The 23,554-nt window shown below is 70.8% G+C and carries 23 protein-coding genes; 15 read left to right on the forward strand and 8 right to left on the reverse strand.

Annotated elements, in window-relative coordinates; all coding sequences use genetic code 11:
* Positions 1–54: 54 nt before the first annotated feature.
* Entirely contained in the window at positions 55–630 is a 576-nt protein-coding gene (locus OG787_RS16550; protein ID WP_369037811.1) for a TetR/AcrR family transcriptional regulator, read from the forward strand.
* Between the two features lie 70 nt (positions 631–700).
* Here OG787_RS16550 and OG787_RS16555 read toward each other — a convergent pair whose 3' ends face one another.
* Together OG787_RS16555 and OG787_RS16560 are read right to left on the reverse strand one after the other, a co-directional pair.
* Complete coding sequence (locus OG787_RS16555) at positions 701–1,711, reverse strand: DeoR/GlpR family DNA-binding transcription regulator (RefSeq protein WP_369037810.1); 1,011 nt, start codon at positions 1,709–1,711, stop codon at positions 701–703.
* A 180-nt stretch (positions 1,712–1,891) separates the two neighbouring features.
* Positions 1,892–3,340 carry an NAD(P)H-quinone dehydrogenase gene (locus tag OG787_RS16560; protein ID WP_369037809.1) on the reverse strand — a complete coding sequence of 483 codons (1,449 nt, stop codon included), beginning with the start codon at positions 3,338–3,340 and terminating at the stop codon, positions 1,892–1,894.
* A 139-nt stretch (positions 3,341–3,479) separates the two neighbouring features.
* On the opposite strand from OG787_RS16560, the gene OG787_RS16565 reads away from it, so the two are divergent.
* The 3 genes from OG787_RS16565 to OG787_RS16575 all read left to right on the forward strand — a co-directional run bounded on the left by OG787_RS16565 (position 3,480) and on the right by OG787_RS16575 (position 6,741).
* Complete coding sequence (locus OG787_RS16565) at positions 3,480–3,917, forward strand: gamma-glutamylcyclotransferase (RefSeq protein WP_369037808.1); 438 nt, start codon at positions 3,480–3,482, stop codon at positions 3,915–3,917.
* A gap of 103 nt (positions 3,918–4,020) precedes the next feature.
* Positions 4,021–4,845: a purine-nucleoside phosphorylase gene (locus tag OG787_RS16570; protein ID WP_369037807.1), complete on the forward strand. Its 825-nt coding sequence runs from the start codon at positions 4,021–4,023 to the stop codon at positions 4,843–4,845.
* Positions 4,846–5,103: 258 nt separating this feature from the next.
* Positions 5,104–6,741, forward strand: coding sequence for a phospho-sugar mutase (locus OG787_RS16575; protein WP_405540503.1), 1,638 nt, complete (start codon positions 5,104–5,106; stop codon positions 6,739–6,741).
* Between the two features lie 412 nt (positions 6,742–7,153).
* On the opposite strand, the gene OG787_RS16580 is transcribed toward OG787_RS16575, so the two are convergent.
* The gene (locus OG787_RS16580; RefSeq protein ID WP_405535615.1) at positions 7,154–8,812 is read right to left on the reverse strand and encodes a hypothetical protein; all 1,659 of its coding nucleotides are present in this window, start codon (positions 8,810–8,812) and stop codon (positions 7,154–7,156) included.
* Positions 8,813–8,817: 5 nt separating this feature from the next.
* A complete protein-coding gene (locus tag OG787_RS16585) occupies positions 8,818–9,465 on the reverse strand; it encodes a PH domain-containing protein (RefSeq protein ID WP_405535616.1) in 648 nt (215 codons plus the stop codon).
* 314 nt (positions 9,466–9,779) lie between these two features.
* Here OG787_RS16585 and OG787_RS16590 point away from each other — a divergent pair, with 314 nt between their 5' ends.
* The 5 genes from OG787_RS16590 (at position 9,780) to OG787_RS16610 (ending at position 14,801) form a co-directional block, all read left to right on the forward strand.
* On the forward strand, positions 9,780–10,481 hold the full coding sequence (locus OG787_RS16590; protein WP_405535617.1) for a glycoside hydrolase family 11 protein: 702 nt from the start codon (positions 9,780–9,782) through the stop codon (positions 10,479–10,481).
* Positions 10,482–10,483: 2 nt separating this feature from the next.
* The gene (locus OG787_RS16595; RefSeq protein WP_369037539.1) at positions 10,484–11,146 is read left to right on the forward strand and encodes a polysaccharide deacetylase family protein; all 663 of its coding nucleotides are present in this window, start codon (positions 10,484–10,486) and stop codon (positions 11,144–11,146) included.
* A gap of 295 nt (positions 11,147–11,441) precedes the next feature.
* The gene (gene deoC, locus OG787_RS16600; protein WP_369037538.1) at positions 11,442–12,401 is read left to right on the forward strand and encodes a deoxyribose-phosphate aldolase; all 960 of its coding nucleotides are present in this window, start codon (positions 11,442–11,444) and stop codon (positions 12,399–12,401) included.
* 5 nt (positions 12,402–12,406) lie between these two features.
* Complete coding sequence (locus OG787_RS16605; protein ID WP_405535618.1) at positions 12,407–13,876, forward strand: aldehyde dehydrogenase family protein; 1,470 nt, start codon at positions 12,407–12,409, stop codon at positions 13,874–13,876.
* Positions 13,869–14,801: an aldehyde dehydrogenase family protein gene (locus OG787_RS16610; protein WP_369037536.1), complete on the forward strand. Its 933-nt coding sequence runs from the start codon at positions 13,869–13,871 to the stop codon at positions 14,799–14,801. The genes OG787_RS16605 and OG787_RS16610 overlap by 8 nt, the downstream gene beginning before the upstream one ends.
* A gap of 108 nt (positions 14,802–14,909) precedes the next feature.
* On the opposite strand, the gene OG787_RS16615 is transcribed toward OG787_RS16610, so the two are convergent.
* Positions 14,910–15,329 (reverse strand): hypothetical protein, encoded by a 420-nt coding sequence (locus OG787_RS16615; protein ID WP_369037535.1) that lies wholly within the window; start codon positions 15,327–15,329, stop codon positions 14,910–14,912.
* A gap of 60 nt (positions 15,330–15,389) precedes the next feature.
* Between OG787_RS16615 and OG787_RS16620 the strand changes: the two genes are divergently transcribed.
* Positions 15,390–16,091, forward strand: a complete 702-nt coding sequence (locus OG787_RS16620) for a uridine kinase (protein ID WP_405535619.1) — start codon at positions 15,390–15,392, stop codon at positions 16,089–16,091.
* A gap of 195 nt (positions 16,092–16,286) precedes the next feature.
* On the opposite strand, the gene OG787_RS16625 is transcribed toward OG787_RS16620, so the two are convergent.
* Positions 16,287–17,045 carry a SigE family RNA polymerase sigma factor gene (locus tag OG787_RS16625; RefSeq protein ID WP_369037533.1) on the reverse strand — a complete coding sequence of 253 codons (759 nt, stop codon included), beginning with the start codon at positions 17,043–17,045 and terminating at the stop codon, positions 16,287–16,289.
* A 298-nt stretch (positions 17,046–17,343) separates the two neighbouring features.
* Between OG787_RS16625 and afsQ1 the strand changes: the two genes are divergently transcribed.
* The 5 genes from afsQ1 to OG787_RS16650 all read left to right on the forward strand — a co-directional run bounded on the left by afsQ1 (position 17,344) and on the right by OG787_RS16650 (position 21,633).
* Positions 17,344–18,021, forward strand: coding sequence for a two-component system response regulator AfsQ1 (gene afsQ1 / locus OG787_RS16630; RefSeq protein ID WP_198655456.1), 678 nt, complete (start codon positions 17,344–17,346; stop codon positions 18,019–18,021).
* Positions 18,018–19,595, forward strand: coding sequence for an ATP-binding protein (locus OG787_RS16635; RefSeq protein ID WP_405535620.1), 1,578 nt, complete (start codon positions 18,018–18,020; stop codon positions 19,593–19,595). Before afsQ1 ends, OG787_RS16635 begins: the two co-directional genes overlap by 4 nt.
* 329 nt (positions 19,596–19,924) lie before the next feature.
* The gene (locus OG787_RS16640; RefSeq protein WP_405540505.1) at positions 19,925–20,593 is read left to right on the forward strand and encodes a hypothetical protein; all 669 of its coding nucleotides are present in this window, start codon (positions 19,925–19,927) and stop codon (positions 20,591–20,593) included.
* A gap of 143 nt (positions 20,594–20,736) precedes the next feature.
* Complete coding sequence (locus OG787_RS16645; RefSeq protein WP_369037543.1) at positions 20,737–21,288, forward strand: VanZ family protein; 552 nt, start codon at positions 20,737–20,739, stop codon at positions 21,286–21,288.
* 135 nt (positions 21,289–21,423) lie between these two features.
* Positions 21,424–21,633, forward strand: a complete 210-nt coding sequence (locus OG787_RS16650; protein ID WP_405535621.1) for a PspC domain-containing protein — start codon at positions 21,424–21,426, stop codon at positions 21,631–21,633.
* Between the two features lie 76 nt (positions 21,634–21,709).
* On the opposite strand, the gene OG787_RS16655 is transcribed toward OG787_RS16650, so the two are convergent.
* Together OG787_RS16655 and OG787_RS16660 are read right to left on the reverse strand one after the other, a co-directional pair.
* Positions 21,710–22,069 (reverse strand): ATP-binding protein, encoded by a 360-nt coding sequence (locus tag OG787_RS16655; protein ID WP_369037530.1) that lies wholly within the window; start codon positions 22,067–22,069, stop codon positions 21,710–21,712.
* A gap of 136 nt (positions 22,070–22,205) precedes the next feature.
* Positions 22,206–23,423, reverse strand: a complete 1,218-nt coding sequence (locus OG787_RS16660; RefSeq protein ID WP_405535622.1) for an adenosine deaminase — start codon at positions 23,421–23,423, stop codon at positions 22,206–22,208.
* Positions 23,424–23,554: the final 131 nt, after the last annotated feature.

Below are 23,554 nucleotides of genomic sequence, written 5' to 3' on the forward strand. Positions count from 1 at the left end.
ACGACCGATGGCATGCTGACCCCACAGACCAAGCAAACGAAGGGCAGGTGAACCATGGCCCACCCGCCGGCAGGCCTCCGCGCGGACGCCCGCCGCAACTACGAGCGCCTCCTCACAGAAGCCCGCGCCGCCTTCGCCGCACACGGCACAGACACCTCCCTCGAAGACGTCGCCCGCCGCGCAGGCGTAGGCATCGGCACCCTCTACCGCCACTTCCCCAACCGCCACGCCCTGATGAGCGCGGTCTTCGAGGACGCGGTGAACGACCTGCTCGCCCGCTCCCGCGAGCTGCTGACCGCCCCGGAGCCGTGCACCGCCCTGGTCACCTGGCTGCGCGAGATCGTCACGCACGCCGGCGAGTACCGCGGCCTGGCACGGGCGCTCATGTCGGTGTCGTACGACGCCGACTCGGCGTTGGCCAGGTGCAGCAACCCGATGCGGGAGGCGGGCGCGGCCCTGCTCACCCGCGCCCAGCAGGCCGGCACCCTGCGCACCGACGTCTCCATCGGCGACCTGCTCCAGCTCACCAACGCCATCGCGCTGGCGGCCGAGGAGACCCCGGACGACCCGGGCCTGGCCGACCGCCTCCTGACCCTGACACTGCGGGGCCTGAAGGCCGTACCTCAATAAACCGGTGTGCTGACAGCCACCCGGATACCGGACCCGCGACAGCAACCCGGTAACCCGGTAGGACGACGGGTCAGCGGCGGCGGAGATCCGCCACCCGGGCCCGCTCCCGTTCCCGTTCGCGCTCACCCGGTCCGCCGGGCTGCTCGCCCAGCATCGTGCCGCGCAGCGGATGGCCCGCCGCGCCACCGGCCAGCTGGCCCCGGCGTGGGTTGGGAAGCGGCACGTCCCGGCGCTGCTGGCGCGCCGGGACCTGATCGCCGCCGCCCGGTCCGGTCGCCTGGGAGCCGTTCCCCGAGCCGGACGATCCGGCGACGGCGATCTGGACTCCCTGGTCGGCCAGGGCCTGGAGTTCCGTACCCGCGCGGTCGTCGTGGACGGGCGGTTCGTCCGTGACGAGGCGGGTGATCACGTCCGTGGGCACGGTCTGGAACATGGTGTCCGTACCGAGCTTGGTGTGATCGGCGAGCACGACGACCTCGGCGGCGGCCTGCACCAGCGCGCGGTCGACGGACGCCGACAGCATGTTGGAGGTCGACAGTCCGCGTTCGGCGGTGAGCCCGCTTCCGGAGAGGAAGGCCTTGGACACCCGCAGCCCGTGCAGGGACTGCTCGGCGCCACTGCCGACCAGGGCGTAGTTGGAACCGCGCAGAGTGCCGCCGGTCATCACGACCTCCACCCGGTTTGCGTGGGCCAGCGCCTGGGCCACCAACAGGGAGTTGGTGACGACGGTCAGCCCGGGGACCCGCGCGAGCCGGCGTGCCAGCTCCTGCGTGGTGGTCCCCGCCCCGACCACGATGGCCTCGCCCTCTTCGACGAAGCTCGCGGCGAGGTCGGCGATGGCCGTCTTCTCGGCGGTCGCGAGATGGGATTTCTGCGGAAAGCCGGACTCCCGCGTGAAGCCGCCCGGCAATACCGCACCGCCGTGCCGGCGGTCGAGGAGTCCTTCTGCCTCCAGTGCGCGCACGTCCCGCCGTACGGTCACTTCGGAGGTCTGGACGACGCGGGCGAGCTCACGGAGCGACACGGCCCCATTCGCTCGCACCATTTCGAGGATCAATTGACGACGTTCTGCAGCGAACACGAAACTGACAGTAACCCCAACGACCGTCTGCTTTCAGCAGTTTGCGCCGAATAACAGAAGTTGTTCGCATGGGGGTACGGGAAGTGGTATACGCGCCTATCCGCTCCGCCTATGCCGTGCGAATGGGCCACAACTCCCCGTGACCAGCGGGAAGTTCCGCTCCCCACCGGCTCCGGGCGCTCAGGCCTCGCCCGTCGCCTTGCGCGTGTGGAGCTGCCGGGCGACCTCCGCGATCGATCCGGAAAGGGACGGATAGACGGTGAACGCGTTCGCGATCTGCTCGACCGTCAGATTGTTGTCGACCGCGATCGAGATCGGGTGGATGAGTTCGGAGGCACGCGGCGACACGACACACCCGCCGACGACAATCCCCGTACCCGGGCGGCACATCAGCTTGACGAAGCCGTCGCGGATGCCCTGCATCTTCGCGCGCGGATTGCGCAGCAGCGGGAGCTTGACGACCACGGCGTCGATCTTGCCGGCGTCGACGTCGGCCTGGGTGTAGCCGACGGTGGCGATCTCGGGGTCGGTGAAGACGTTGGAGGAGACGGTCTTCAGGTTGAGCGGGGCCACCGCGTCGCCGAGGAAGTGGTACATGGCGATCCGGCCCTGCATGGCGGCGACGGACGCGAGGGCGAAGACGCCGGTCACGTCACCGGCGGCGTACACGCCCGGGGCGGTCGTCCTGGACACCTTGTCGGTCCAGATGTGCCCGGACTCGCGCAGCTTGACCCCGGCCTCCTCAAGGCCCATCCCGGCACTGTTGGGAATAGCGCCGACGGCCATCAGACAGTGCGAGCCGGTGATGACCCGCCCGTCGGAGAGGGTGACCTCGACCCGGTCGCCGACGCGCTTGGCGGACTCGGCGCGGGAGCGGGCCATGACGTTCATGCCACGGCGCCGGAAGACCTCTTCGAGGACGGCGGCGGCGTCCGGGTCCTCACCCGGCAGCACGCGGTCACGGGACGAGACGAGGGTGACTTTCGATCCCAGAGCCTGATAGGCACCGGCGAACTCGGCACCGGTGACACCGGACCCGACCACGATCAGCTCTTCGGGCAGCTCGGTGAGGTCGTAGACCTGGGTCCAGTTGAGGATGCGCTCGCCGTCGGGCTGCGCGTCGGCAAGCTCGCGCGGGTGTCCGCCGGTGGCGATCAGCACGGCGTCGGCGACGAGGGTCTCCTCGGTGCCGTCCGCCGCCCGTACGACGACCTTCCGGGAGCCGTCGATGGCCTGCATGCCGTCGAGCCGGCCACGGCCGCGCAGGACGCGGGCGCCGGCCCGGGTGACGGAGGCGGTGATGTCGTGCGACTGGGCGAGGGCGAGCCGCTTGACCCGTCGGTTGACCTTGTCGAGGTCGACGCCCACGACACGGGCGGCCTGCTGCTCGGGTGGGGTGTCGTCGGCGACGATGATCCCCAGTTCCTCGTACGACGAGTCGAAGGTGGTCATCACCTCGGCCGTGGCGATCAGGGTCTTCGACGGTACGCAGTCGGTGAGCACCGACGCCCCGCCCAGACCGTCGCAGTCGACGACGGTCACCTCCGCGCCGAGCTGTGCTGCCACCAGCGCAGCTTCGTACCCGCCGGGTCCGCCACCAATGATCACGATCCGAGTCACATGCTCCATTGTCCCGCATGCCCCGAGGTGTCTGCGCCCCGGGTCACGTGTGGACGTACGGGACCGCTGCGGGCGCACGGTTGTACGGGTGCGGGAGGGGCCTGTGCTGTCGGAGTGACGGCCGTGTCCGCTGCCGTACTCTCGACCCATGTCGCTCTACGCCGCCTACGCCGGCAATCTCGACGCGCGGCTCATGACGCGCCGCGCACCGCACTCGCCGCTGCGCGCCACCGGCTGGCTGACCGGCTGGCGGCTGACGTTCGGCGGCGAGCACATGGGCTGGGAGGGCGCCCTCCCGACGATCGTGGAGGCCCCGCGCTCGCAGGTCTTCGTCGCCCTGTACGACATCGCCCCGCCCGACGAGGAGTCGCTGGACCGCTGGGAGGGCGTGGGCCTCGACATCTACCGTCGGATGCGGCTGCGCGTCCACACGCTGGAGGGCGAGGAGCCGGCGTGGGTGTACGTCCTCAACGGGTACGAGGGCGGGCTGCCGTCGGCGCGGTACCTGGGCGAGATCGCCGACGCGGCGGAGTCGGCGGGGGCTCCGCACGACTATGTGATGGAACTGAGAAAACGTCCCTGTTGAGCCGAGCGCGCATCGCGTTCGGTTGGAAACGACAAGACAACGATCGCCATCCCGAGCCTCTGTCATCTACGCGCGTAGGCTCCGACCGGATACGCTCTTGCGCGTGAACGCATCTCTTCTTCCGGACGACATCCAGGGCGACCCCCACTCCGCCGCCGACGCCGCCGCCGCGCGCCTGCGGGAGCTGACGGGCGCCGAGACCCACGACGTCGCCCTCGTGATGGGCTCCGGCTGGGCACCGGCCGTGGACGCCCTCGGCGACCCCGAGGCCGACCTCCCGGTCACCGAGCTGCCCGGATTCCCGCCGCCTGCGGTCGAGGGCCACGGCGGCAGGATCCGCTCGTACCGGATCGGTGACAAGCGCGCGCTGGTGTTCCTGGGGCGCACGCACTACTACGAGGGGCGGGGCGTCGCGTCCGTGGCGCACGGTGTCCGTACCGCCGTGGCGGCCGGCTGCAAGACCATCGTCCTGACCAACGGCTGCGGCGGCCTGCGCCCCGACATGCGCCCCGGCCAGCCGGTCCTGATCAGCGACCACATCAACCTCACGGCGACGTCGCCGATCATCGGCGCGAACTTCGTGGACCTGACGGATCTGTACTCGCCTCGGCTGCGGGCCCTGTGCAAGGAGATCGACCCGAGCCTGGAGGAGGGCGTGTACGCCCAGTTCACGGGCCCGCACTACGAAACCCCTGCCGAGATCCGGATGGCGCGGGTGATCGGGGCGGACCTGGTGGGCATGTCGACGGTCCTGGAGGCGATCGCGGCGCGGGAAGCCGGGGCCGAGATCCTGGGCATCTCGCTGGTGACGAACCTGGCGGCCGGGATGACGGGGGAACCGTTGAACCACGAGGAGGTCCTCCAGGCGGGCCGCGACAGCGCAACCCGCATGGGCTCCTTGCTGGCCCAGGTCCTGGACCGCCTGTAGGCCCTTTTTCCTCGCCCCCGCCGCCCCTACCCGTCCCATCCCTGGGGGCTCCGCCCCCAGTCCCCCGCTGTCGGCCTGAACGGCCTTGTCCTCAAACGCCGGACGGGCTGGGTTTCTCAGCCCGTCCGGCGTTTGAGGACAAAGGGGGGTCTGGGGGCGGAGCCCCCAGGGATGGGAACGGGTAGGGGCGGCGGGGGCGAGAACAATGGGACCGCAACCGACCCACGCAACCGCACCACCACACCGAGAGGCACCGACGTGCACGACGACGAGCTGATCGCACGGGCCAAGGCGTGGCTGGCCGAGGACCCCGACGCGGAAACCCGCGACGAACTCGCCAAGCTCATCGACGCCCAGGACCTCCCCGAACTCACCACCCGCTTCTCCGGCACCCTCCAGTTCGGCACAGCAGGCCTACGCGGCGAACTCGGCGCAGGCCCCATGCGCATGAACCGCTCCGTCGTCATCCGCGCCGCAGCCGGCCTCGCCGCCTACCTCAAGTCCAAGGGCCGGACCGACGGCCTCGTCGTCATCGGCTACGACGCCCGCCACAAGTCCGCCGACTTCGCCCAGGACACCGCCGCCGTGATGACCGGCGCGGGACTCAGGGCGGCCGTCCTCCCCCGCCCCCTCCCCACCCCCGTACTGGCGTTCGCCATAAGGCATCTCGGCGCCGTCGCGGGCGTGGAGGTCACCGCCAGCCACAACCCGCCCCGCGACAACGGCTACAAGGTGTACCTGGGAGACGGCTCCCAGATCGTCCCCCCGGCGGACGCCGAGATCGCCGCCGAGATCGCCGCCGTCGCCACCCTCGCCGACGTCCCCCGCCCCACCACCGGCTGGGAAACCCTCGACGACACCGTCCTGAACGCCTACCTGGCCCGTACGGACGCCGTCCTCGCCCCCGGCTCCCCCCGTACCGCCCGCACGGTCTACACACCGATGCACGGCGTCGGCCGGGACACCCTCCTCGCCGCCTTCGCCCGCGCGGGCTTCCCGGCCCCCACCCTGGTCGCCGAACAGGCCGACCCCGACCCGGACTTCCCGACCGTCGCCTTCCCCAACCCGGAAGAGCCCGGCGCGATGGACCTCGCCTTCGCCGAGGCCCGGGCCACGAACCCCGACCTCATCATCGCGAACGACCCTGACGCGGACCGCTGCGCGGCGGCCGTACCCGTGCCCGGCGACGGCTGGCGCATGCTGCGCGGCGACGAGGTCGGTGCGCTGCTCGCCACCCACCTGGTCCGGCGCGGCGCGCGGGGAACCTTCGCCGAGTCGATCGTCTCGTCCTCCCTCCTCGGCCGTATCGCCGAGAAGGCGCACCTCCCCTACGAGGAGACCCTCACCGGCTTCAAGTGGATCGCCCGCGTCGAGGGCCTGCGCTACGGCTACGAGGAGGCCCTCGGCTACTGCGTGGACCCGGACGGCGTACGGGACAAGGACGGGATCACGGCCGCCCTCCTCATCACGGAACTCGCCTCCGAGCTGAAGGAGGAGGGCCGTACGCTCCTCGATCTGCTCGACGACATCGCCGTCGAGCACGGGCTGCACGCCACGGACCAGTTGTCGGTGCGCGTCGAGGACCTGTCCGTCATCGCCGACGCCATGCGCCGGCTGCGCGAGCGGCCCCCGACCCGGCTCGCGGGCCTGGCGATCACCAAGGCCGAGGACCTCACCAAGGGCACGGAGACGCTCCCGCCCACGGACGGCCTGCGCTACACGCTCGACGGCGCCCGGGTCATCGTCCGCCCCAGCGGTACGGAGCCGAAGCTGAAGTGCTACCTGGAGGTCGTCCTCCCGGTGCCCACGCACACGGACCTCCCGGCGGCCCGGGCGAAGGCGACCGACCTGCTGGAGACGATCAAGCGGGACCTGTCCGCGGCGGCGGGCATCTGAGCCGTAGCCGTAGCCGTACCCGTACTCGATCCCGACGGGGTGCCGCCGATCGCGGGCACCCCATCGAGCGATGTGCGCACACCCGCCTCACGGCGCTCGGCCGGGTGGGTCTGCGCAGAGGCGCGAACCGCTCATGTTCATGCACGATTCGACGCCCGAGATGTTCCCGGTGCCGGTGCCAGCGGTCCGGTGCCTTCACGGGCGTTCTGCTGGTGACCGCCCTCCGGCTTCCGCACGAGCGCGCCCTGGTTCATGGCGAGTTGGGCCGTCGCTGTGGGCCGCATGCCGACGGACGTCCGCGGGCGTCCGCCGTCGTCGCGGGCCGTTGTCCGGCGTCAGGGGCCTGAGACGGGTCCGGGCGGCGGCACCGCTCGGACCGGGCACGAAGAACGGCGCCGCCACACTCGTACCGTCAGCTCCACGCCACCAGCGCCACGACCCACGCGCCCGCGAGCACCGCGGCCACCGGCCAGACGGCCCGCCCCCGCTCGGCCGCGCCGCTCTCCCCGATCGGCCGCAGGTCGGGGTCGAGGCGCATGGCGGTGAGTTCGGCGGCCAGCGCGTCGTACGGATGGGTCAGCCCCCAGCGCCGCTGGAGCCGGCCCCAGCGGGGTGCGGAGACCGCCCAGTCGCCGCCCCGCCAGTCGATCTTCAGCTCCAGGGACCGCCGCCGTACGAACCGGAGGTCGTCCCACGGCACATGGCGCGGCCCGCGCAGCCCGGCGACCCAGAGGCCGGACCGGTCGGCGGTGATACGCCAGGCAAGCTTCTGGGGGATGCGCACGGCCCCGTACAGCCCGAGCAGCGGGATGAGCGCCAGCTTCCACGACGAGAGCCCGGATTCGCCGAACCAGGCCCAGCTCAGCCACAGCCCCCACTGCACGAGAAACGCGGTGGCCACCCAGTCCAGCCACCCCGCCCGCCAGTGCCGCACCTTGCTGACAGCCGCCTGCTGCTCGGCCAACTCCCGCCCCTGAAGCTCCAGTTGGAGACTATCGGCGGCCTGTTCACGCTGCCGGGCGGCACGTCTGCGACCCGCGTCCGGCGACAGCGGCCGTACGGGCCCCTCCGACCACTCCGTCAGCGGCGGCTGCTCGGGATCCTCGTCGGCGCTGACGACGAGAACCTCGGCGCCGTCGAAGGGAGCACCGTAGAGGACGGCTTCCCGGACGGGCCCGAAGGTGTCGTCGTCGAGCCCGAGAAGCACACGCTGAAGGGAGTCGTCACCGTCGCCGTCCTCTTCCCCGTCCTCCTCTTCTTCGTCGTCGTCCTCGTCGAAGGAGGCGAGGTCGACGGTGAACAGGGGGCGCTCGGCGGCGGGATCGTCGGCGGCGTACACCTCCGTACCGCCCTGCGCGTCGTCCCGTACGAGCACGCGGAGCACCGGGACCGGGGCGCCGCGCAGGGCGCCCGCCCGCTGCCGGCCGAGCCAGGCCGAGGCCAGCGCGGTCACCCCGAGGCCGGCCAGGAAGACGGTGACGACCCAGGCGCCCTGCTGGTCCTCGGTCGAGCCCCAGAGACCGGCGGTGCCCCCGGTCAGCGCGCCGAGCGCGAGCACGACGAACCCAAGGGCGAACAGCACCCGCCCACGCCGGACGGGAGCCCCGGCGCCCGGCACGGGCACGGCGACGCCCCCGGAGGCAGCCACGGCCCGCTCCAGCTGCTCGCTGCGGGCCCGCAGCCGTACGGCCACGACGGCCCAGGAACTCAGCACGACCAGCACACCGAAGGCGGTCAGCGCCCAGGACTTCGAGGAGGCCTCGACGGCGAGGGCGAGCAGCAGCAGGGGCGCGCCGGCCCACACCAGCTCGGGCCGGGCGAGCACCCACAGCACGTACACGGCGAACCCGGCCGCGACGAACGGCCACAGACCGCCGGCCATCGCCACCAGGGCGCCCACACACAGCACGAGGGTGGCGAGACCGGCCGCGACCGAGCGGCGCACCCGCAGGAAGGTCCAGCGCGGGGGCAGGGCGGCCGACCAGCGGGCCGCGCGGACGGTGGTCCAGTCCTGGCAGCCGTCGGGTATGGCGGTGAGGGGCAGCCGCAGCGGCTCGTCGGGGAAGGTCACGCGGCTCAGCCGACCGCGAGCAGGATCGCCAGCAGTACGGCGCCCGCGGCGACGGGCGCCATGATCTCGTACGCCCACTTCACGGTCACCTCGCCCTGGGAGGTGGCGGCCTTCTCCCTGGCCTCCCACAGCTGCGACAGGTCGTCCATGATCTGGTCGGTCTGGGCGCGGGTGGGTCCCGGCGGCACGATGGACAGTCCGGGCCGGCCCCCGCCCGCTTCTCGTGCCTCGCGCATCTTGGCGCGGTTGGCACGCTTGCGGGCGCGCAGCGAGACCGGTACGGCCCAGAGCTGGAACTTGGCGCCGGACTCGACGACGACCTCGTTCGAGAAGCTGGACCGGAACCCGGCGACCTGCCCCCAGGGCACCACGACGACCCGGAAGGGGTTGCGCACCCGCAGCCGGTGGTCGTTGGCGAACACGCCGGGGCGCAGAGTGAAGGCGATCACGAGCGGTACGGCGCAGAGCAGCGCGGCGAGCGCGAGCCACGGGGTCCGCCCGTGCCCGACGATCACGGCGTCGCCGCCGAGCCAGCCCGCGAGCCCGAGCAGCAGCACGCCGGCCACGATCGAGGAGGGTGACCGGTAGACCCGGTCGGGAGACTCGGGCTTGGCGGGCCCCTGCGCGGGCGACGGATGGTCCGGGGTGGTCATGCCCCCGATTCTGCCCGACGCGGCGGGGGAGCCTGGCCGGCGGTCCCGGGCAGGGCCGAGAAGCCTTGTTTCGCCCCCGCCGCCCCTACCCGTTCCCATCCTCGGGGACTGCGCCCCCAGGAACGGCATGACCGGCGATCAGATCGTGGGCATCTCCGAAACATTCGATGCTCTTCGCCTTCCCCAGTCGGGTACGCACGGGTCGATCAAAGGCATCTCCAGCCTGCTACTACCGCCATCAACGCCTTCGAATGTTTCGTAACAGAAACCGAAACTATTGACACCTCGCACGACCCGGCCAACACTGTCGCGGCATGGACATGGCATCCACACGCACACCCGCATCCGCACCCGCATCGCGGCTGAGGCTGCTCCTCAGCGGCGTCTGCACCATGCTGCTGGTCGCCGTCGCCGCCCTGGCCCTGCCCGGCACCGCTCAGGCCGCCACGGTCATCACCACCAACCAGACCGGCACCAACAACGGCTACTACTACTCGTTCTGGACCGACGCACCAGGCACCGTCTCCATGACTCTGAACTCCGGCGGCAACTACAGCACCGCGTGGAGCAACACCGGGAACTTCGTGGCCGGCAAGGGCTGGAGCAACGGCTCGCGCCGGACGGTCACCTACTCGGGCAGCTTCAACCCGTCCGGGAACGCCTATCTGACGCTGTACGGCTGGACGTCCAACCCGCTGGTCGAGTACTACGTCGTCGACAACTGGGGCACCTACCGGCCCACGGGGACGTACAAGGGGACCGTCACCAGTGACGGCGGGACGTACGACATCTACCAGACCACCCGGTACAACGCCCCGTCCGTGGAAGGCACCCGCACCTTCAACCAGTACTGGAGCGTCCGGCAGTCGAAACGGACCGGCGGCACCATCACCACCGGCAACCACTTCGACGCCTGGGCCCGCGCCGGAATGCCTCTGGGCGGCTTCAGTTACTACATGATCCTCGCGACCGAGGGTTACCAGAGCAGCGGCAACTCCAACATCACGGTGGGCTAGCGATGACGCGTCTTTCGTTACTGGCCGCCGCCGCCCTGGCCGCCGCCACCGCTCTCACCGGCCACACCGCCACCCCCGCGCAGGCCGCAGCCTGCAACGGGTACGTCGGGCTCACGTTCGACGACGGTCCGTCCGGCAACACGACGGCCCTGCTCGGTGCCCTCACGGGGAACGGGCTGCGGGCCACCATGTTCAACCAGGGCCAGTACGCCGCGGCGAACCCGGCTCTGGTGCGGGCCCAGGTGAACGCCGGGATGTGGGTGGGCAACCACAGCTACACCCATCCGCATCTGACCCAGCTCGGGCAGGCACAGATCGACTCCGAGATCGCCCGGACCCAGCAGGCAGTCGCGGGGGCCGGCGGCGGTACTCCGGTGCTGTTCCGGCCGCCGTACGGGGAGACCAACGCGACAGTGAAGGCGGTCGCGGCGAAGTACGGCCTGACCCAGATCATCTGGGACGTGGACTCACAGGACTGGAACGGAGCGAGCGCCGACGCGATCGTGCAGGCCGCTGCGCGACTCACCAGTGGACAGGTGATCCTCATGCACGACTGGTCGGCGAACACGCTGGCCGCGATTCCTCGCATCGCACAGGGCTTGGCCGGTCGGGGCCTGTGCGCCGGAAAGATCTCCCCGACAACCGGCCGAGCCGTGGCGCCGTAGGGGTCTCCGAAAACGCCGGACGGGCCGCCATACCAGCCCGTCCGGCGCTTGAGAACGGAGGGCCACCCCCCAGCCCGCCCGGCGCCTGAGAACGGAGGGCCACCCCCCAGCCCGCCCGGCGCCTGAGGACGGAGGGCCACCCTCCAGCCCGTCCGGCGTTTGAGGACGAGGCCGTTCAGGCCGATAGGGGGGTCTGGGGGCGCAGCCCCCAGGGATGGGAACGGGTAAGGGCGGCGGGGGCGAAAACTACCCCCTGTACAGCCGCTACGCGCGTAGATATGCTCGGCTTGTGACCATGCCCACCACTGCATCAACCGCACTCCCGCTCAAGGACGTGACCGCGTCCGACAGCACGCTGCGCCGCTACCTCCACGGCCTGCCCGGCGTCGACACGGTCGGCCTGGAGGCGCGCGCCGCCTCCCTCGGCACGCGTTCCATCAAGACCACCGCGAAGGCGTACGCCATCGACCTCGCCATCTCGATGGTCGACCTGACGACGCTGGAGGGCGCGGACACCCCCGGCAAGGTCCGGTCGCTCGGCGCCAAGGCGGTCCGCCCCGACCCGACCGACCGCACGGCCCCCGCCACGGCCGCGGTCTGCGTCTACCCCGACATGGTGGCCGTCGCGAAGGAGGCCGTCGCCGGTTCGACCGTCAAGGTCGCCTCCGTCGCCACCGCCTTCCCGGCCGGCCGCGCCGCCCTCCCCGTCAAGCTGGCCGACGTGCGCGACGCCGTCGCCGCCGGCGCAGACGAGATCGACATGGTCATCGACCGGGGCGCGTTCCTCGCGGGCAACTACCTGAAGGTGTACGAGGAGATCGTCGCCGTGAAGGAGGCCTGCGGGGCGTCCGCCCGGCTCAAGGTCATCTTCGAGACCGGCGAGCTGTCGACGTACGACAACATCCGGCGCGCGAGCTGGCTCGGCATGATCGCCGGGGCGGACTTCATCAAGACGTCCACCGGCAAGGTCGCCGTCAACGCGACGCCCGCGAACACCCTCCTCATGCTGGAGGCCGTCCGCGACTTCCGCGCGCAGACCGGCGTCCAGGTGGGCGTGAAGCCGGCCGGCGGGATCCGTACGACGAAGGACGCGGTGAAGTTCCTGGTCCTGGTCAACGAGACCGTCGGCGAGGACTGGCTCGACAACCACTGGTTCCGTTTCGGCGCGTCCTCGCTCCTGAACGACCTGCTGATGCAGCGCCAGAAGCTGACCACGGGCCGCTACTCCGGCCCCGACTACGTGACGGTGGACTGATCACCATGACCATCGAAAAGATCGAGAAGACCGAAAAGCGGTCATCCGCATTCGAGTACGCGCCCGCGCCCGAGTCCCGTTCCGTCGTCGACATCGCCCCCTCCTACGGCCTGTTCATCGACGGCGAGTTCACCGAGGCCGCCGACGGCAGGGTCTTCAAGACGGTCTCCCCGTCCACCGAAGAGGTCCTCTCCGAGGTCGCCCAGGCGGGCGAGGCGGACGTCGAGCGTGCCGTGAAGGCCGCCCGCAAGGCCTTCGAGAAGTGGTCGGCACTGCCGGGCGCCGAGCGCGCCAAGTACCTCTTCCGCATCGCCCGCATCATCCAGGAGCGCTCCCGCGAGCTGGCCGTCCTCGAAACCCTCGACAACGGCAAGCCCATCAAGGAGACCCGCGACGCCGACCTCCCCCTGGTCGCCGCGCACTTCTTCTACTACGCGGGCTGGGCCGACAAACTCGGCCACGCGGGCTTCGGCACGAACCCCAAGCCCCTCGGTGTCGCAGGCCAGGTCATCCCCTGGAACTTCCCCCTCCTGATGCTGGCCTGGAAGATCGCCCCGGCCCTCGCCACCGGCAACACGGTGGTGCTGAAGCCCGCCGAGACGACCCCCCTCTCCGCCCTGTTCTTCGCGGACATCTGCCGCCAGGCGGGCCTCCCCAAGGGCGTCGTCAACATCCTTCCCGGGTACGGCGACACGGGCGCCGCGCTCATCGCGCACCCGGACGTCAACAAGGTCGCCTTCACCGGCTCCACGGCCGTCGGCAAGGAGATCGCGCGCACCGTCGCCGGCACCCGCAAGAAGGTCACCCTCGAACTGGGCGGCAAGGGCGCGAACATCGTCTTCGACGACGCCCCCATCGACCAGGCGGTGGAAGGGATCGTCACGGGGATCTTCTTCAACCAGGGCCAGGTCTGCTGCGCGGGCTCCCGACTCCTCGTACAGGAGTCGATCCAGGAAGAGTTGCTCGACTCGCTCAAGCGCCGCCTGTCCACGCTCCGCCTCGGCGACCCGCTGGACAAGAACACGGACGTCGGCGCGATCAACTCCGCCGAGCAGCTGGCCCGGATCACCTCGCTCGTCGCGGCGGGCGAGGCGGAGGGCGCCGAGCGCTGGTCCCCGGCCTGCGAACTCCCCTCCTCCGGCTACTGGTTCGCCCCGACGCTCTTCACGAACGTCACCCAGGCGCACACCATCGCCCGCGACGAGATCTTCGGCCCGGTGCTCTCGGTCCTCACCTTCCGCACCCCGGACGAGGCCGTCGCCAAGGCCAACAACACCCAGTACGGCCTGTCGGCGGGCATCTGGACGGAGAAGGGTTCCCGGATCCTCGCCGTCGCGAACAAGCTCCGCGCGGGTGTCGTCTGGTCCAACACGTTCAACAAGTTCGACCCCACCTCGCCGTTCGGCGGCTACAAGGAGTCGGGCTTCGGCCGCGAGGGCGGTCGCCACGGCCTGGAGGCGTACCTCGATGTCTGACCCCCGAGTGGACCCGCGACAGGACACACGGCCGGACCCGCGTCTGTCCGTCTTCAAGACCTACAAGCTGTACGTGGGCGGGAAGTTCCCGCGTTCCGAGAGCGGCCGGGTGTACGAGGTGAGCGACGCAAAGGGCAAGTGGCTGGCGAACGCCCCCCTCTCCTCCCGCAAGGACGCCCGTGACGCGGTCGTCGCCGCGCGCAAGGCGTTCGGCGGCTGGTCCGGGGCCACGGCGTACAACCGCGGCCAGATCCTCTACCGCGTCGCCGAGATGCTGGAGGGCCGCAAGGAGCAGTTCGTCCGGGAGGTGGCCGACGCGGAGGGCCTGTCGAAGCCGAAGGCGACCGCCCAGGTCGACGCGGCGATCGACCGCTGGGTCTGGTACGCGGGCTGGACCGACAAGATCGCCCAGGTGGTAGGAGGCGGAAACCCGGTCGCAGGCCCCTACTTCAACCTCTCCTCCCCCGAACCGACCGGCGTGGTCGTCGTCCTCGCCCCCCAGGAGTCCTCGTTCCTGGGTCTGGTGTCGGTCCTGGCCCCCGTGATCGCCACCGGCAACACGGCGATCGTGATCGCCAGCGAGAAGTCCCCGCTCCCCGCCCTCTCCCTCGGCGAGGTCCTGGCCACCTCGGACGTACCCGGCGGAGTCGTCAACATCCTCTCCGGCCGTACGTCGGAGATCACCCCGTCCCTCGCCGCCCACCAGGACGTCAACGCGATCGACCTGGCGGGCGCGGACGAGGCACTCGCCAAGGAACTGGAGATCGCGGCAGCCGACAACCTCAAGCGCGTCCTCCGTCCACAGCCTGTGGACAACGCGGAATGGTTCGCCACACCGGGCACGGAACGCATGACCGCCTTCCTGGAGACGAAGACGGTCTGGCACCCCACAGGCGCGCTAGGCGCATCGGGCTCCTCCTACTAGGCCGGCCGCAGGCCGCCTGGTAGGGGCGCGGGGAACTGCGCGACCAGCCACGACGCACGCGCACCCGGCAACGGTCAGCAGCTCCCCGCCCCTTCCCCGCACCTCAACTCAACCGCCCAAGACCCCCAAGGCCTCCCCCACCACCGGAATACGCCCGATCGACTGCGCCTGCGCCACAGGCGCGGTCAGCATCTGCGAAGCAATCGGCTGGAAGTCGGACAGCTGCGTGGCAACCCCGTTGTCCAGCGGGTCAACCCCCGTACCCGCCAACGGATTCGGCTTGAGCCCCTGAACCGGCCCCGTGACATACCCGACCGAGCCGGTCAGCGCAGCCAGCCCCGCCTGCGGGTCGATCTGCCCTAGCGAGGTGCTGGGGTCGGCCCGCATGACGTCCACCGCAGGACCCCCCTCGGCCGCGCCGGCCGTAGCCGCACCCGCCCCCAGGGCAACGCCCGCGGTCGCGAGGGCGATCAGGGCACGCTGGGCGGTCTGGGCGGTCTGGTTCTGGGAGGACGCGTGTCGTGCCATGACTGGTTTCCACCTTCTGGTACGCCGGGTAATCAGGTCGACACGAAGGGTAGTTGACGTGTGACGCACCTTTCAAAGCCGACCCGCGGGGTCGGCAGCGGGGTGCCCGATGCCTCACACTGGTGTCTCGTGACCTCCCACCCGCCCATACCCACGCGAGTCGTGCTGCTCTGCGGCCCTTCCGGCTCCGGCAAGTCCCTCGTCGCCGCCCGCTCCGGCCTCCCGGTCCTGCGGCTCGACGACTTCTACAAAGAGGGCACCGACCCGACGCTGCCGCAGGTCCTCGGAAGCACCGACATCGACTGGGACCACCCCGAGTCGTGGGACGCGGACACGGCGGTCACCGCGATCACCGAGCTGTGCCGCACGGGCCGTACGAACGTTCCGGTGTACGACATCTCGCTGAGCGCCCGTACCGGCGAGGAGCGCGTCGACATCGGCCGGACCCCGCTGTTCATCGCGGAGGGCATCTTCGCCGCCGAGATCGTGGAGCGCTGCCAGGAGGAGGGCGTCCTCGCGGACGCGCTGTGCCTGAGCCGGGGCCCGGTCAAGACGTTCCGCCGGCGCTTCCTGCGGGATCTGCGCGAGGGCCGCAAGTCGGTGCCGTTCCTGCTGCGCCGCGGCTGGCGGCTGATGCGCGCGGAGCGTTCCATCGTGGCCCGCCAGACGGCCCTGGGCGCACACGCGTGCGACCGGGACGAGGCGATGGGCAGGCTCGCGGACGCGGCGGCGGGCACCAGGACCTACGTACGCACCACATAGACAACCGGAGACGCGCGGACACACACCGAAGCGGGACTGGATGGACCCCCCGGCCCTCCAGCCCCGCTCCTTTTTTTGGTGCTCCCCCGCGGCCCCCCGACCCCGGTGGTTCCCCCCTGGTGGTGCTCCCCCGTGCTTCCCCCGTCTACCGCTCCCCCGTCTTCACCGCTCCCCCGAGCGGTGCCCCCCGGACCTTCAGGCGACAAGCTCCCCGAAGGACTCCTCCTCGTCACGGCCGAAGCTGAGGACCTCGTCCTCGCGCATCCGGCGGAGCGACCGCCAGATGCTGGACTTCACCGTGCCGACACTGATGTCGAGGATCTCCGCGATCTCCGGGTCGGTGCGGCCCTCGTAGTAACGGAGGACCAGCATCGTCCGCTGGAGTTCGGGCAGCCGGGCCAGCGCCTGCCACAGGACCGCGCGCAGTTCGGTGCCGCGCATCGCGTCCGTGTCACCGGGCGTCTCCGGCAGTTCCTCGGTCGGGTACTCGTTCAGCTTGCGGCGGCGCCACGCGCTGATGTGCAGGTTCGTCATGGTGCGGCGGAGGTAGCCCCCGACCGCGGCCTTGTCACTGATCCGGTCCCAGGCGCGGTACGTCGAGAACAGCGCGCTCTGGAGCAGGTCCTCGGCCTCGAAGCGGTCACCGGTGAGGTGGTAGGCGGTTGCGTACAGGGAGGCGCGGCGCTCCTGGACGTAGGCGGTGAACTCCGCCTCCGACAGCGAACGGCGCTCCCCCGTGGATTCCTCCCTGTACGCGGCCCCCGTACCCCCCGTGGTACCGCTGCCGCTTCCCCCCGTGTGTGCGTCAACCACCGACATGTACGTCGTGTGCTGACGCCCGGTGCCGCGAACGCACCCCCGCCCGTTCACGGCACCGGACTTCTCAGTGACCCGGGTGACGTCGTGCAGACGCGTGATCACTGCGTTCGCGCTCGTGCTGTGCAGCGTGTTCATCTCGCGCCCCCCGTCGTGGACTTACCCGGACTCCGGCTCGGTTCGTGGTGCTTCCTTGCCTGTGCCGAGAAGCTTGCCCAAGCCACTTCATGACGGTGTCCGCCGACTGTCACAGGCGTGCAACAGGGCCCCTTCCGCAGGAACGGCTCAGCGCACCCACAGCCGACCCACAGCGAGGGGCGGTACGTACCCGAGGGCGCCCCGAAATGACCGCACAACCGCCAGACATTCACAGGACAATGACCCGACAATCGCCTGGCAGTCGCAGCCCGGCCCGGCCATGGGCCAGAATGCATCCGTGCCTTCCCTGTTGCTGATCGAGGACGACGACGCCATCCGTACGGCACTGGAGCTGTCTTTGACGCGCCAGGGCCACCGGGTAGCCACCGCTGCCACCGGTGAGGACGGTCTGAAACTGCTGCGTGAGCAGCGGCCTGATCTGATCGTCCTGGATGTGATGCTGCCCGGAATCGACGGATTCGAGGTGTGCCGGCGCATCCGGCGCACGGACCAGCTGCCGATCATCCTGCTCACCGCGCGCAGCGACGACATCGACGTGGTGGTCGGGCTGGAGTCCGGCGCCGACGACTACGTCGTCAAACCCGTGCAGGGGCGGGTGCTCGACGCCCGTATCCGTGCGGTGCTCCGGCGCGGGGAGCGCGAGTCCAACGACTCGGCGTCCTTCGGTTCGCTCGTCATCGACCGCTCGGCGATGACGGTGACGAAGAACGGCGAGGATCTTCAGCTGACGCCCACCGAGCTGCGGCTGCTCCTGGAGCTGAGCCGGCGGCCCGGTCAGGCGCTGTCCCGGCAGCAGTTGCTGCGGCTGGTCTGGGAGCACGACTACCTGGGCGACTCGCGGCTGGTGGACGCGTGTGTGCAGCGGCTGCGCGCGAAGGTCGAGGACGTGCCGTCGTCGCCGACCCTGATCCGTACCGTCCGTGGCGTCGGCTACCGGCTGGACTCGCCTCAGTGACGAAACCGCAGGACAAGCTCCGTGGCTGGGCCGCGGCACGCAAGGCGATACTTTCCGGGCTGCGCTTCACCAGCCTGCGGCTGCGGCTGGTCGTGGTGTTCGGCCTGGTGGCGCTGATGGCCGCCGTGTCGGCGTCCGGGATCGCGTACTGGCTGAACCGCGAGGCGGTGCTCACACGTACGCAGGACGCGGTGCTGCGCGACTTCCAGCAGGAGATGCAGAACCGCGCGGGCGCGCTGCCGGCCCACCCCACGCAGGACGAACTCCAGCACACGGCGGGCCAGATGGCCGCCAGCAGCCAGCGGTTCAGTGTGCTGCTGGTCGCCGAGGACGGCAGCGGGCGCACGGTCGTCGGCAACTCCGGGGCGCTGGACACCTTTTCACTGACGGACGTGCCCAAGTCGCTGCGTACGGCGGTCGGCAAGGAGCAGTCGATCACGTCGAGCAACAAGTACCCGTACCACCTGTACTGGCAGCGGATCATCGACGGCGACAAGCCGTACCTGGTCGCGGGCACGAAGGTGATCGGCGGGGGTCCGGCCGGGTACATGCTGAAGTCGCTGGAGCCCGAGGAGAAGGACCTCAACTCGCTCGCCTGGTCGCTGGGCATCGCCACCGGCCTCGCGCTGATCGGCTCGGCCCTGCTCGCGCAGGCCGCCGCGACGACCGTACTGAAGCCGGTGCACCGCCTCGGCATCGCGGCCCGCCGACTCGGCGAGGGCAAACTGGACACACGTCTCCGAGTGTCGGGCACGGACGAACTGGCCGACCTGGCCCGGACGTTCAACCACACGGCGGAGGCGCTGGAGACGCGGGTGGCCGACATGAGCGCCCGGGACGAGGCCTCGCGGCGGTTCGTGGCGGACATGTCCCACGAGCTGCGTACGCCGCTCACCGCGATCACCGCCGTGACGGAGATCCTCGAAGAGGAACTGGAAGCGGAGACCGGCAGCATCGACCCGATGATCGAACCGGCGGTGAAGCTGGTGGTCAGCGAGACGCGGCGGCTCAACTCCCTGGTGGAGAACCTGATGGAGGTCACCCGCTTCGACGCGGGCACCGCCCGGCTGGTCCTGGACCACGTCGACATCGCCGACCAGATCACCGCCTGCATCGACGCGCGCGCCTGGCTGGACGCGGTCGACCTGGACGCCGAGCGCGGCATCATGTCCCGCCTCGACCCGCGCCGCCTGGACGTCATCCTGGCCAACCTCATCGGCAACGCCCTCAAGCACGGCGGCTCGCCGGTACGGGTGTCGGTGCGCGTGTCCGACGACGACGCCGACCTGCTGATCGAGGTGCAGGACCACGGTCCCGGCATCCCCGAGGACGTCCTCCCGCACGTCTTCGACCGCTTCTACAAGGCGAGCGCCTCCCGCCCCCGCTCCGAGGGCAGCGGCCTCGGCCTGTCCATCGCCCTGGAGAACGCCCACATCCACGGCGGCGAGATCACGGCCGCCAACTCCCCGAAGGGCGGCGCGGTGTTCACCCTGCGCCTACCGAGGGACCCGTCAACCCTGACGGAGCCCCCACCCGACCCGAACGGCGCGAACGGCAACGGGGAGGGCGCGTGACGAACGTACGGAGCGTACGGGGTGGGCAGGGCGCGCGGGGCCTGGAGGGCGTGCAGGAGGCGCAGGGCGTGCGGTTCACGCCGGGTGCGCGGAGCCTGGAGGAGGCGCTGGACGTGCGGTTCGCGCCGGGTGCGCGGGGCCTGGAAGGCGCGCAGGGCGTAGAGGAGACGCAGGGCGTACAGGAGGCGCTGGACGTGCGGTTCACGCCGGGTGCGCGGGGCCTGGAAGGCGCGCTGGACGCGCGGAGCGTGCTGGGCCTGCGGTTCGCGCGGGGCGTGCACGGCCTGCGGGACACGCTGGGCCGGCGGTTCGCGCTGGGCCGGCACGACCTGCGGGACGCGCTAGGCCTGCGGTCCACGCGAGGCCTGCCGTCCGCGCGGGGCGTGCGCCGGGGGCTGGCCGTGCCGTTGCTCGCCGCGCTGCTCACCGGCTGCGGGATCCGCGCCACCGAGGTCCCGACGGACTTCGGCCCGGCGCCCTCCCGCGTCCCGTGCTCCCTCTCCGACGTCGCCGCACCCTCCGCGTCGGACGCCGCCGCGCAGTCGGCCAGGGGCGTCCCCGTCCAGGTGTTCCTCCTGTGCGCCTCCCAGCTGGTCACCGTCGACCGCTCGGTACGCGTCCCGGACGGTACGGGGGAGGCCGAGCGGCGCGTCCTGGTGGCCCAGGGCCTCCTGGACGAGCTGGCGGAGACCCCGTCCGCCGACGAGACCGAGGCGGGCTACACGACGGACGTACGCGACGGCATGAGCGTGACCGGCCCCGGCCCACAGGACCCCGAGGACACCCTCCGCCTGAGCACGTCCCCGGACGACCTGGCCTCCTACGCCCTCGCCCAGATCGTCTGCACCTTCTCCGACTCGGCAGCAGCCGAGGGAGACGGCTCCGTGGTCCTGGGCGGCCCGAACACCACTCCACTGCGTCGATACGCGTGCACGCCGGAGGTCCGCTCACGCCCGGGAGCCCAGGTTCCGCCGTCGTCGGACGTCAACGGCAGCTGACCCAAGGGGCGCGGGGAACTGCGCGACCAGCCCCCACCGACCCGCAGCCAACGAACGCGCCGATCCCCGTGTGGCACACAACTCACCCCCCTGCACGAGCACACCCCGGAACCGATCGTGCCGACCCCCGCGTCTTGGGGGACGTGCAGCGTCAACGCTCGGGCGGCAAAAGCGCCGCGATCCGCATCCGCGCGGCGGGAGGTGTCCTCCTCGTCGCCCATCTCGCGCTCGTCGCCTGGCTCACGCTGCGCCCCCTCGACGTCCCGTGGCAGCTGCCCGCCAACCTTCGCCCCTTCGCGGGCATACGGGCCGACCTGGCCCTCGGCTGGCAGGAGGCGGCCCGGCGCATCGCGGAGGGGCTCGCACTGCTGGCCCCACTGGGTGTGCTGCTCCCGATGGCGGGCGGCCGCCTCGACGTCTCCCCGCTCGCGTCCCTGTTCCGTACGGTCATGGCGGGCGCCATGCTGTCGCTCGGCATCGAGCTGCTCCAGACCGGCGTACCCGGTCAGGTCGTGGACGTCGACTCGCTGCTCCTGAACACGGTGGGCGTGGGCCTCGCCCATGTCGCCGTGGTGCCCGCCGTACGGTCCTGGCTGCGCCGCAGGAGCGACCGCAGGCGCCGGGCGACCATCCGTACGGAGGAAGCGACTCAGGGTCGTACCCCGACGATTCCCAGGGTCGGGATCGCCCCGTAGAGCGACGCTTCGTCCCCTGTGCGTCCGTAACGTCGAGTACAGATGAGCCGCCCGGACAAGCCGGGCAGCCCCAGCCACTCACCGAACTCGAGACCTCGGACTCGACCTCGGACTCGACCTCGCATAGGAGACGTCATGGCCCGCCTTGCCCGCCCCACCAACGGCCGCATGATCGGCGGAGTGTGTGCCGCGCTGGCACGGCGCTTCGGGATGTCCGCGACGACGATGCGCGTGATCTTCGTGCTCTCGTGTCTGCTGCCCGGCCCGCAGTTCCTGCTCTACATAGCCCTGTGGATCCTGCTCCCCTCCGAGAAGTACGAGGACAAGGCCAGCGCCGCCTGGTAGTCGCCCCGCACACACGCCGATGGGGCGCACCCCCGGGCCACGGAGGTGCGCCCCATCGGCGCGTTCACAGGGTGGGTCAGCCCAGCGGAATGCCGTTCACCGGGAGGCCGTGCGTGGGCAGGCCCTGAAGCGGGAGGCCGCCGAGCAGGCCGGCGACCGGCGCGGTCGGGCCCTCGGACACCAGCTTCGCGACAACCGGCTGCGCGGCCTCGACGCCCGCGCCGAGCGCGGTCTGCCCCTGCGCGACGGCCTCGGCGGCACCCGGCAGCGCCTGCGACGCGCTCTCCACGGGCAGCGTCTGGGTCACGGTGCCCAGCGCGGCGGAGTCCGGGAGGGCGGGGAGGGCCGGGGCGGCGTTGGCGGCACCCGCACCCGCCGCGGCGAAGGCGGCACCGAGAGCGGCGACACCGAGGGTCTTGGCAGCAGACTGCTTCATAGTGAATGCGTCCTTGAATGCGATGACGGGGATGTGAGCGGTCCAAGACCGTAAACATGCCGGGCCGTCCGCCGCAAACAACGAAAAGCGGCCGAGTCGCACGGACCGACCGCTTTCCGCCCGCCCCCGATCAGCTCTATTCCCCGACAGAACCGCTGGTGGAGGCGGTCTGCTGGAACAGCCATTCGGATTTCAGCTCGGCGTATCCGGGCTTGACGACGTCATTGATCATCGCCAGTCGTTCATCGAAAGGAATGAATGCTGACTTCATAGCATTGACCGAGAACCATTGCAGGTCGTCGAGCGTATAACCGAACGCCTCGACAAGGTGCTCGAATTCGCGACTCATTCCAGTACCCGACATAAGACGATTATCGGTATTGACGGTCGCGCGAAAATGCAGCCGCCGCAGCAGCCCGATGGGGTGCTCGGCATAGGAGGCGGCGGCGCCGGTCTGGAGGTTGGAGGAAGGGCACAGCTCCAGGGGAATGCGCTTGTCACGCACATAGGAGGCCAGGCGGCCGAGTTTCACCGTGCCGTCGTCCTGGACCTGGATGTCGTCGATGATGCGCACACCGTGGCCGAGCCGGTCGGCGCCGCACCACTGGAGGGCCTGCCAGATGGAGGGGAGCCCGAAGGCCTCACCGGCGTGGATGGTGAAGTGGTTGTTCTCGCGCTTGAGGTACTCGAAGGCGTCGAGGTGCCGGGTGGGCGGGAAGCCGGCCTCGGCACCGGCGATGTCGAAGCCGACGACGCCCAAGTCGCGGTAGCGGTTGGCGAGTTCGGCGATCTCCAGGGAGCGGGCGGCGTGCCGCATGGCGGTGAGCAGCGCTCCGACCCGAATCCGGTGGCCGTTCTCGCGAGCCCGCCGTTCTCCCTCCCGGAAGCCCTCGTTGACGGCCTCGACGACCTCTTCGAGGGTGAGCCCGGCTTCGAGGTGCTGCTCGGGCGCGTACCGCACCTCGGCGTAGACGACACCGTCCTCGGCGAGATCCTCGGCGCACTCGGCGGCGACCCGAACGAGGGCGTCGCGGGTCTGCATGACGGCGCAGGTGTGGGCGAAGGTCTCCAGGTACCGCTCCAGGGAACCGGAGTCGGCGGCGTCACGGAACCAGGCGCCGAGCTTGTCCGGGTCGGTCTCGGGGAGTTGGGAGTAACCCGTCTCCCGAGCCAGGTCGACGATGGTGCCGGGGCGCAGGCCGCCGTCGAGGTGGTCGTGGAGGAGGACCTTGGGGGCGCGGCGGATCTGGTCGGGGGTGGGGCTGGGCCCGGGGCCGGGGTTCGCGCCGGCGCCGGCGCTCTGGGTCGTCTGCTGACTGGTCTGACTCGTCGTCCGATCACTCTCGCTCGTCATTTCCGCACTCTAACTCCTACGCGCGTAGATCACCTGTCCTGTTCTCCGTTTCTTCGCCTGTACGTTTCCGCCGATACGTAACGGTGACCGTGCCGACCGGTCTCGTACACCGTGGCTTCTGACACTGTTCT

The sequence above is a fragment of the Streptomyces sp. NBC_00075 genome, from assembly GCF_045041225.1.
GTDB lineage: Bacteria > Actinomycetota > Actinomycetes > Streptomycetales > Streptomycetaceae > Streptomyces > Streptomyces adonidis.

What these genes read in the sequence shown, in the direction of transcription:
- OG787_RS16550 (WP_369037811.1), top strand. Translation starts at nt 55, where the DNA reads ATGGCCCACCCGCCGGCAGGCCTCCGCGCGGACGCCCGCCGCAACTAC.
- OG787_RS16560 (WP_369037809.1), bottom strand. Translation starts at nt 3,340, where the DNA reads ATGGAGCATGTGACTCGGATCGTGATCATTGGTGGCGGACCCGGCGGG.
- OG787_RS16565 (WP_369037808.1), top strand. Translation starts at nt 3,480, where the DNA reads ATGTCGCTCTACGCCGCCTACGCCGGCAATCTCGACGCGCGGCTCATG.
- OG787_RS16585 (WP_405535616.1), bottom strand. Translation starts at nt 9,465, where the DNA reads ATGACCACCCCGGACCATCCGTCGCCCGCGCAGGGGCCCGCCAAGCCC.
- OG787_RS16590 (WP_405535617.1), top strand. Translation starts at nt 9,780, where the DNA reads ATGGACATGGCATCCACACGCACACCCGCATCCGCACCCGCATCGCGG.
- OG787_RS16595 (WP_369037539.1), top strand. Translation starts at nt 10,484, where the DNA reads ATGACGCGTCTTTCGTTACTGGCCGCCGCCGCCCTGGCCGCCGCCACC.
- deoC (WP_369037538.1), top strand. Translation starts at nt 11,442, where the DNA reads ATGCCCACCACTGCATCAACCGCACTCCCGCTCAAGGACGTGACCGCG.
- OG787_RS16605 (WP_405535618.1), top strand. Translation starts at nt 12,407, where the DNA reads ATGACCATCGAAAAGATCGAGAAGACCGAAAAGCGGTCATCCGCATTC.
- OG787_RS16610 (WP_369037536.1), top strand. Translation starts at nt 13,869, where the DNA reads ATGTCTGACCCCCGAGTGGACCCGCGACAGGACACACGGCCGGACCCG.
- OG787_RS16615 (WP_369037535.1), bottom strand. Translation starts at nt 15,329, where the DNA reads ATGGCACGACACGCGTCCTCCCAGAACCAGACCGCCCAGACCGCCCAG.
- OG787_RS16625 (WP_369037533.1), bottom strand. Translation starts at nt 17,045, where the DNA reads ATGAACACGCTGCACAGCACGAGCGCGAACGCAGTGATCACGCGTCTG.
- OG787_RS16650 (WP_405535621.1), top strand. Translation starts at nt 21,424, where the DNA reads ATGGCCCGCCTTGCCCGCCCCACCAACGGCCGCATGATCGGCGGAGTG.
- OG787_RS16655 (WP_369037530.1), bottom strand. Translation starts at nt 22,069, where the DNA reads ATGAAGCAGTCTGCTGCCAAGACCCTCGGTGTCGCCGCTCTCGGTGCC.
- OG787_RS16660 (WP_405535622.1), bottom strand. Translation starts at nt 23,423, where the DNA reads ATGACGAGCGAGAGTGATCGGACGACGAGTCAGACCAGTCAGCAGACG.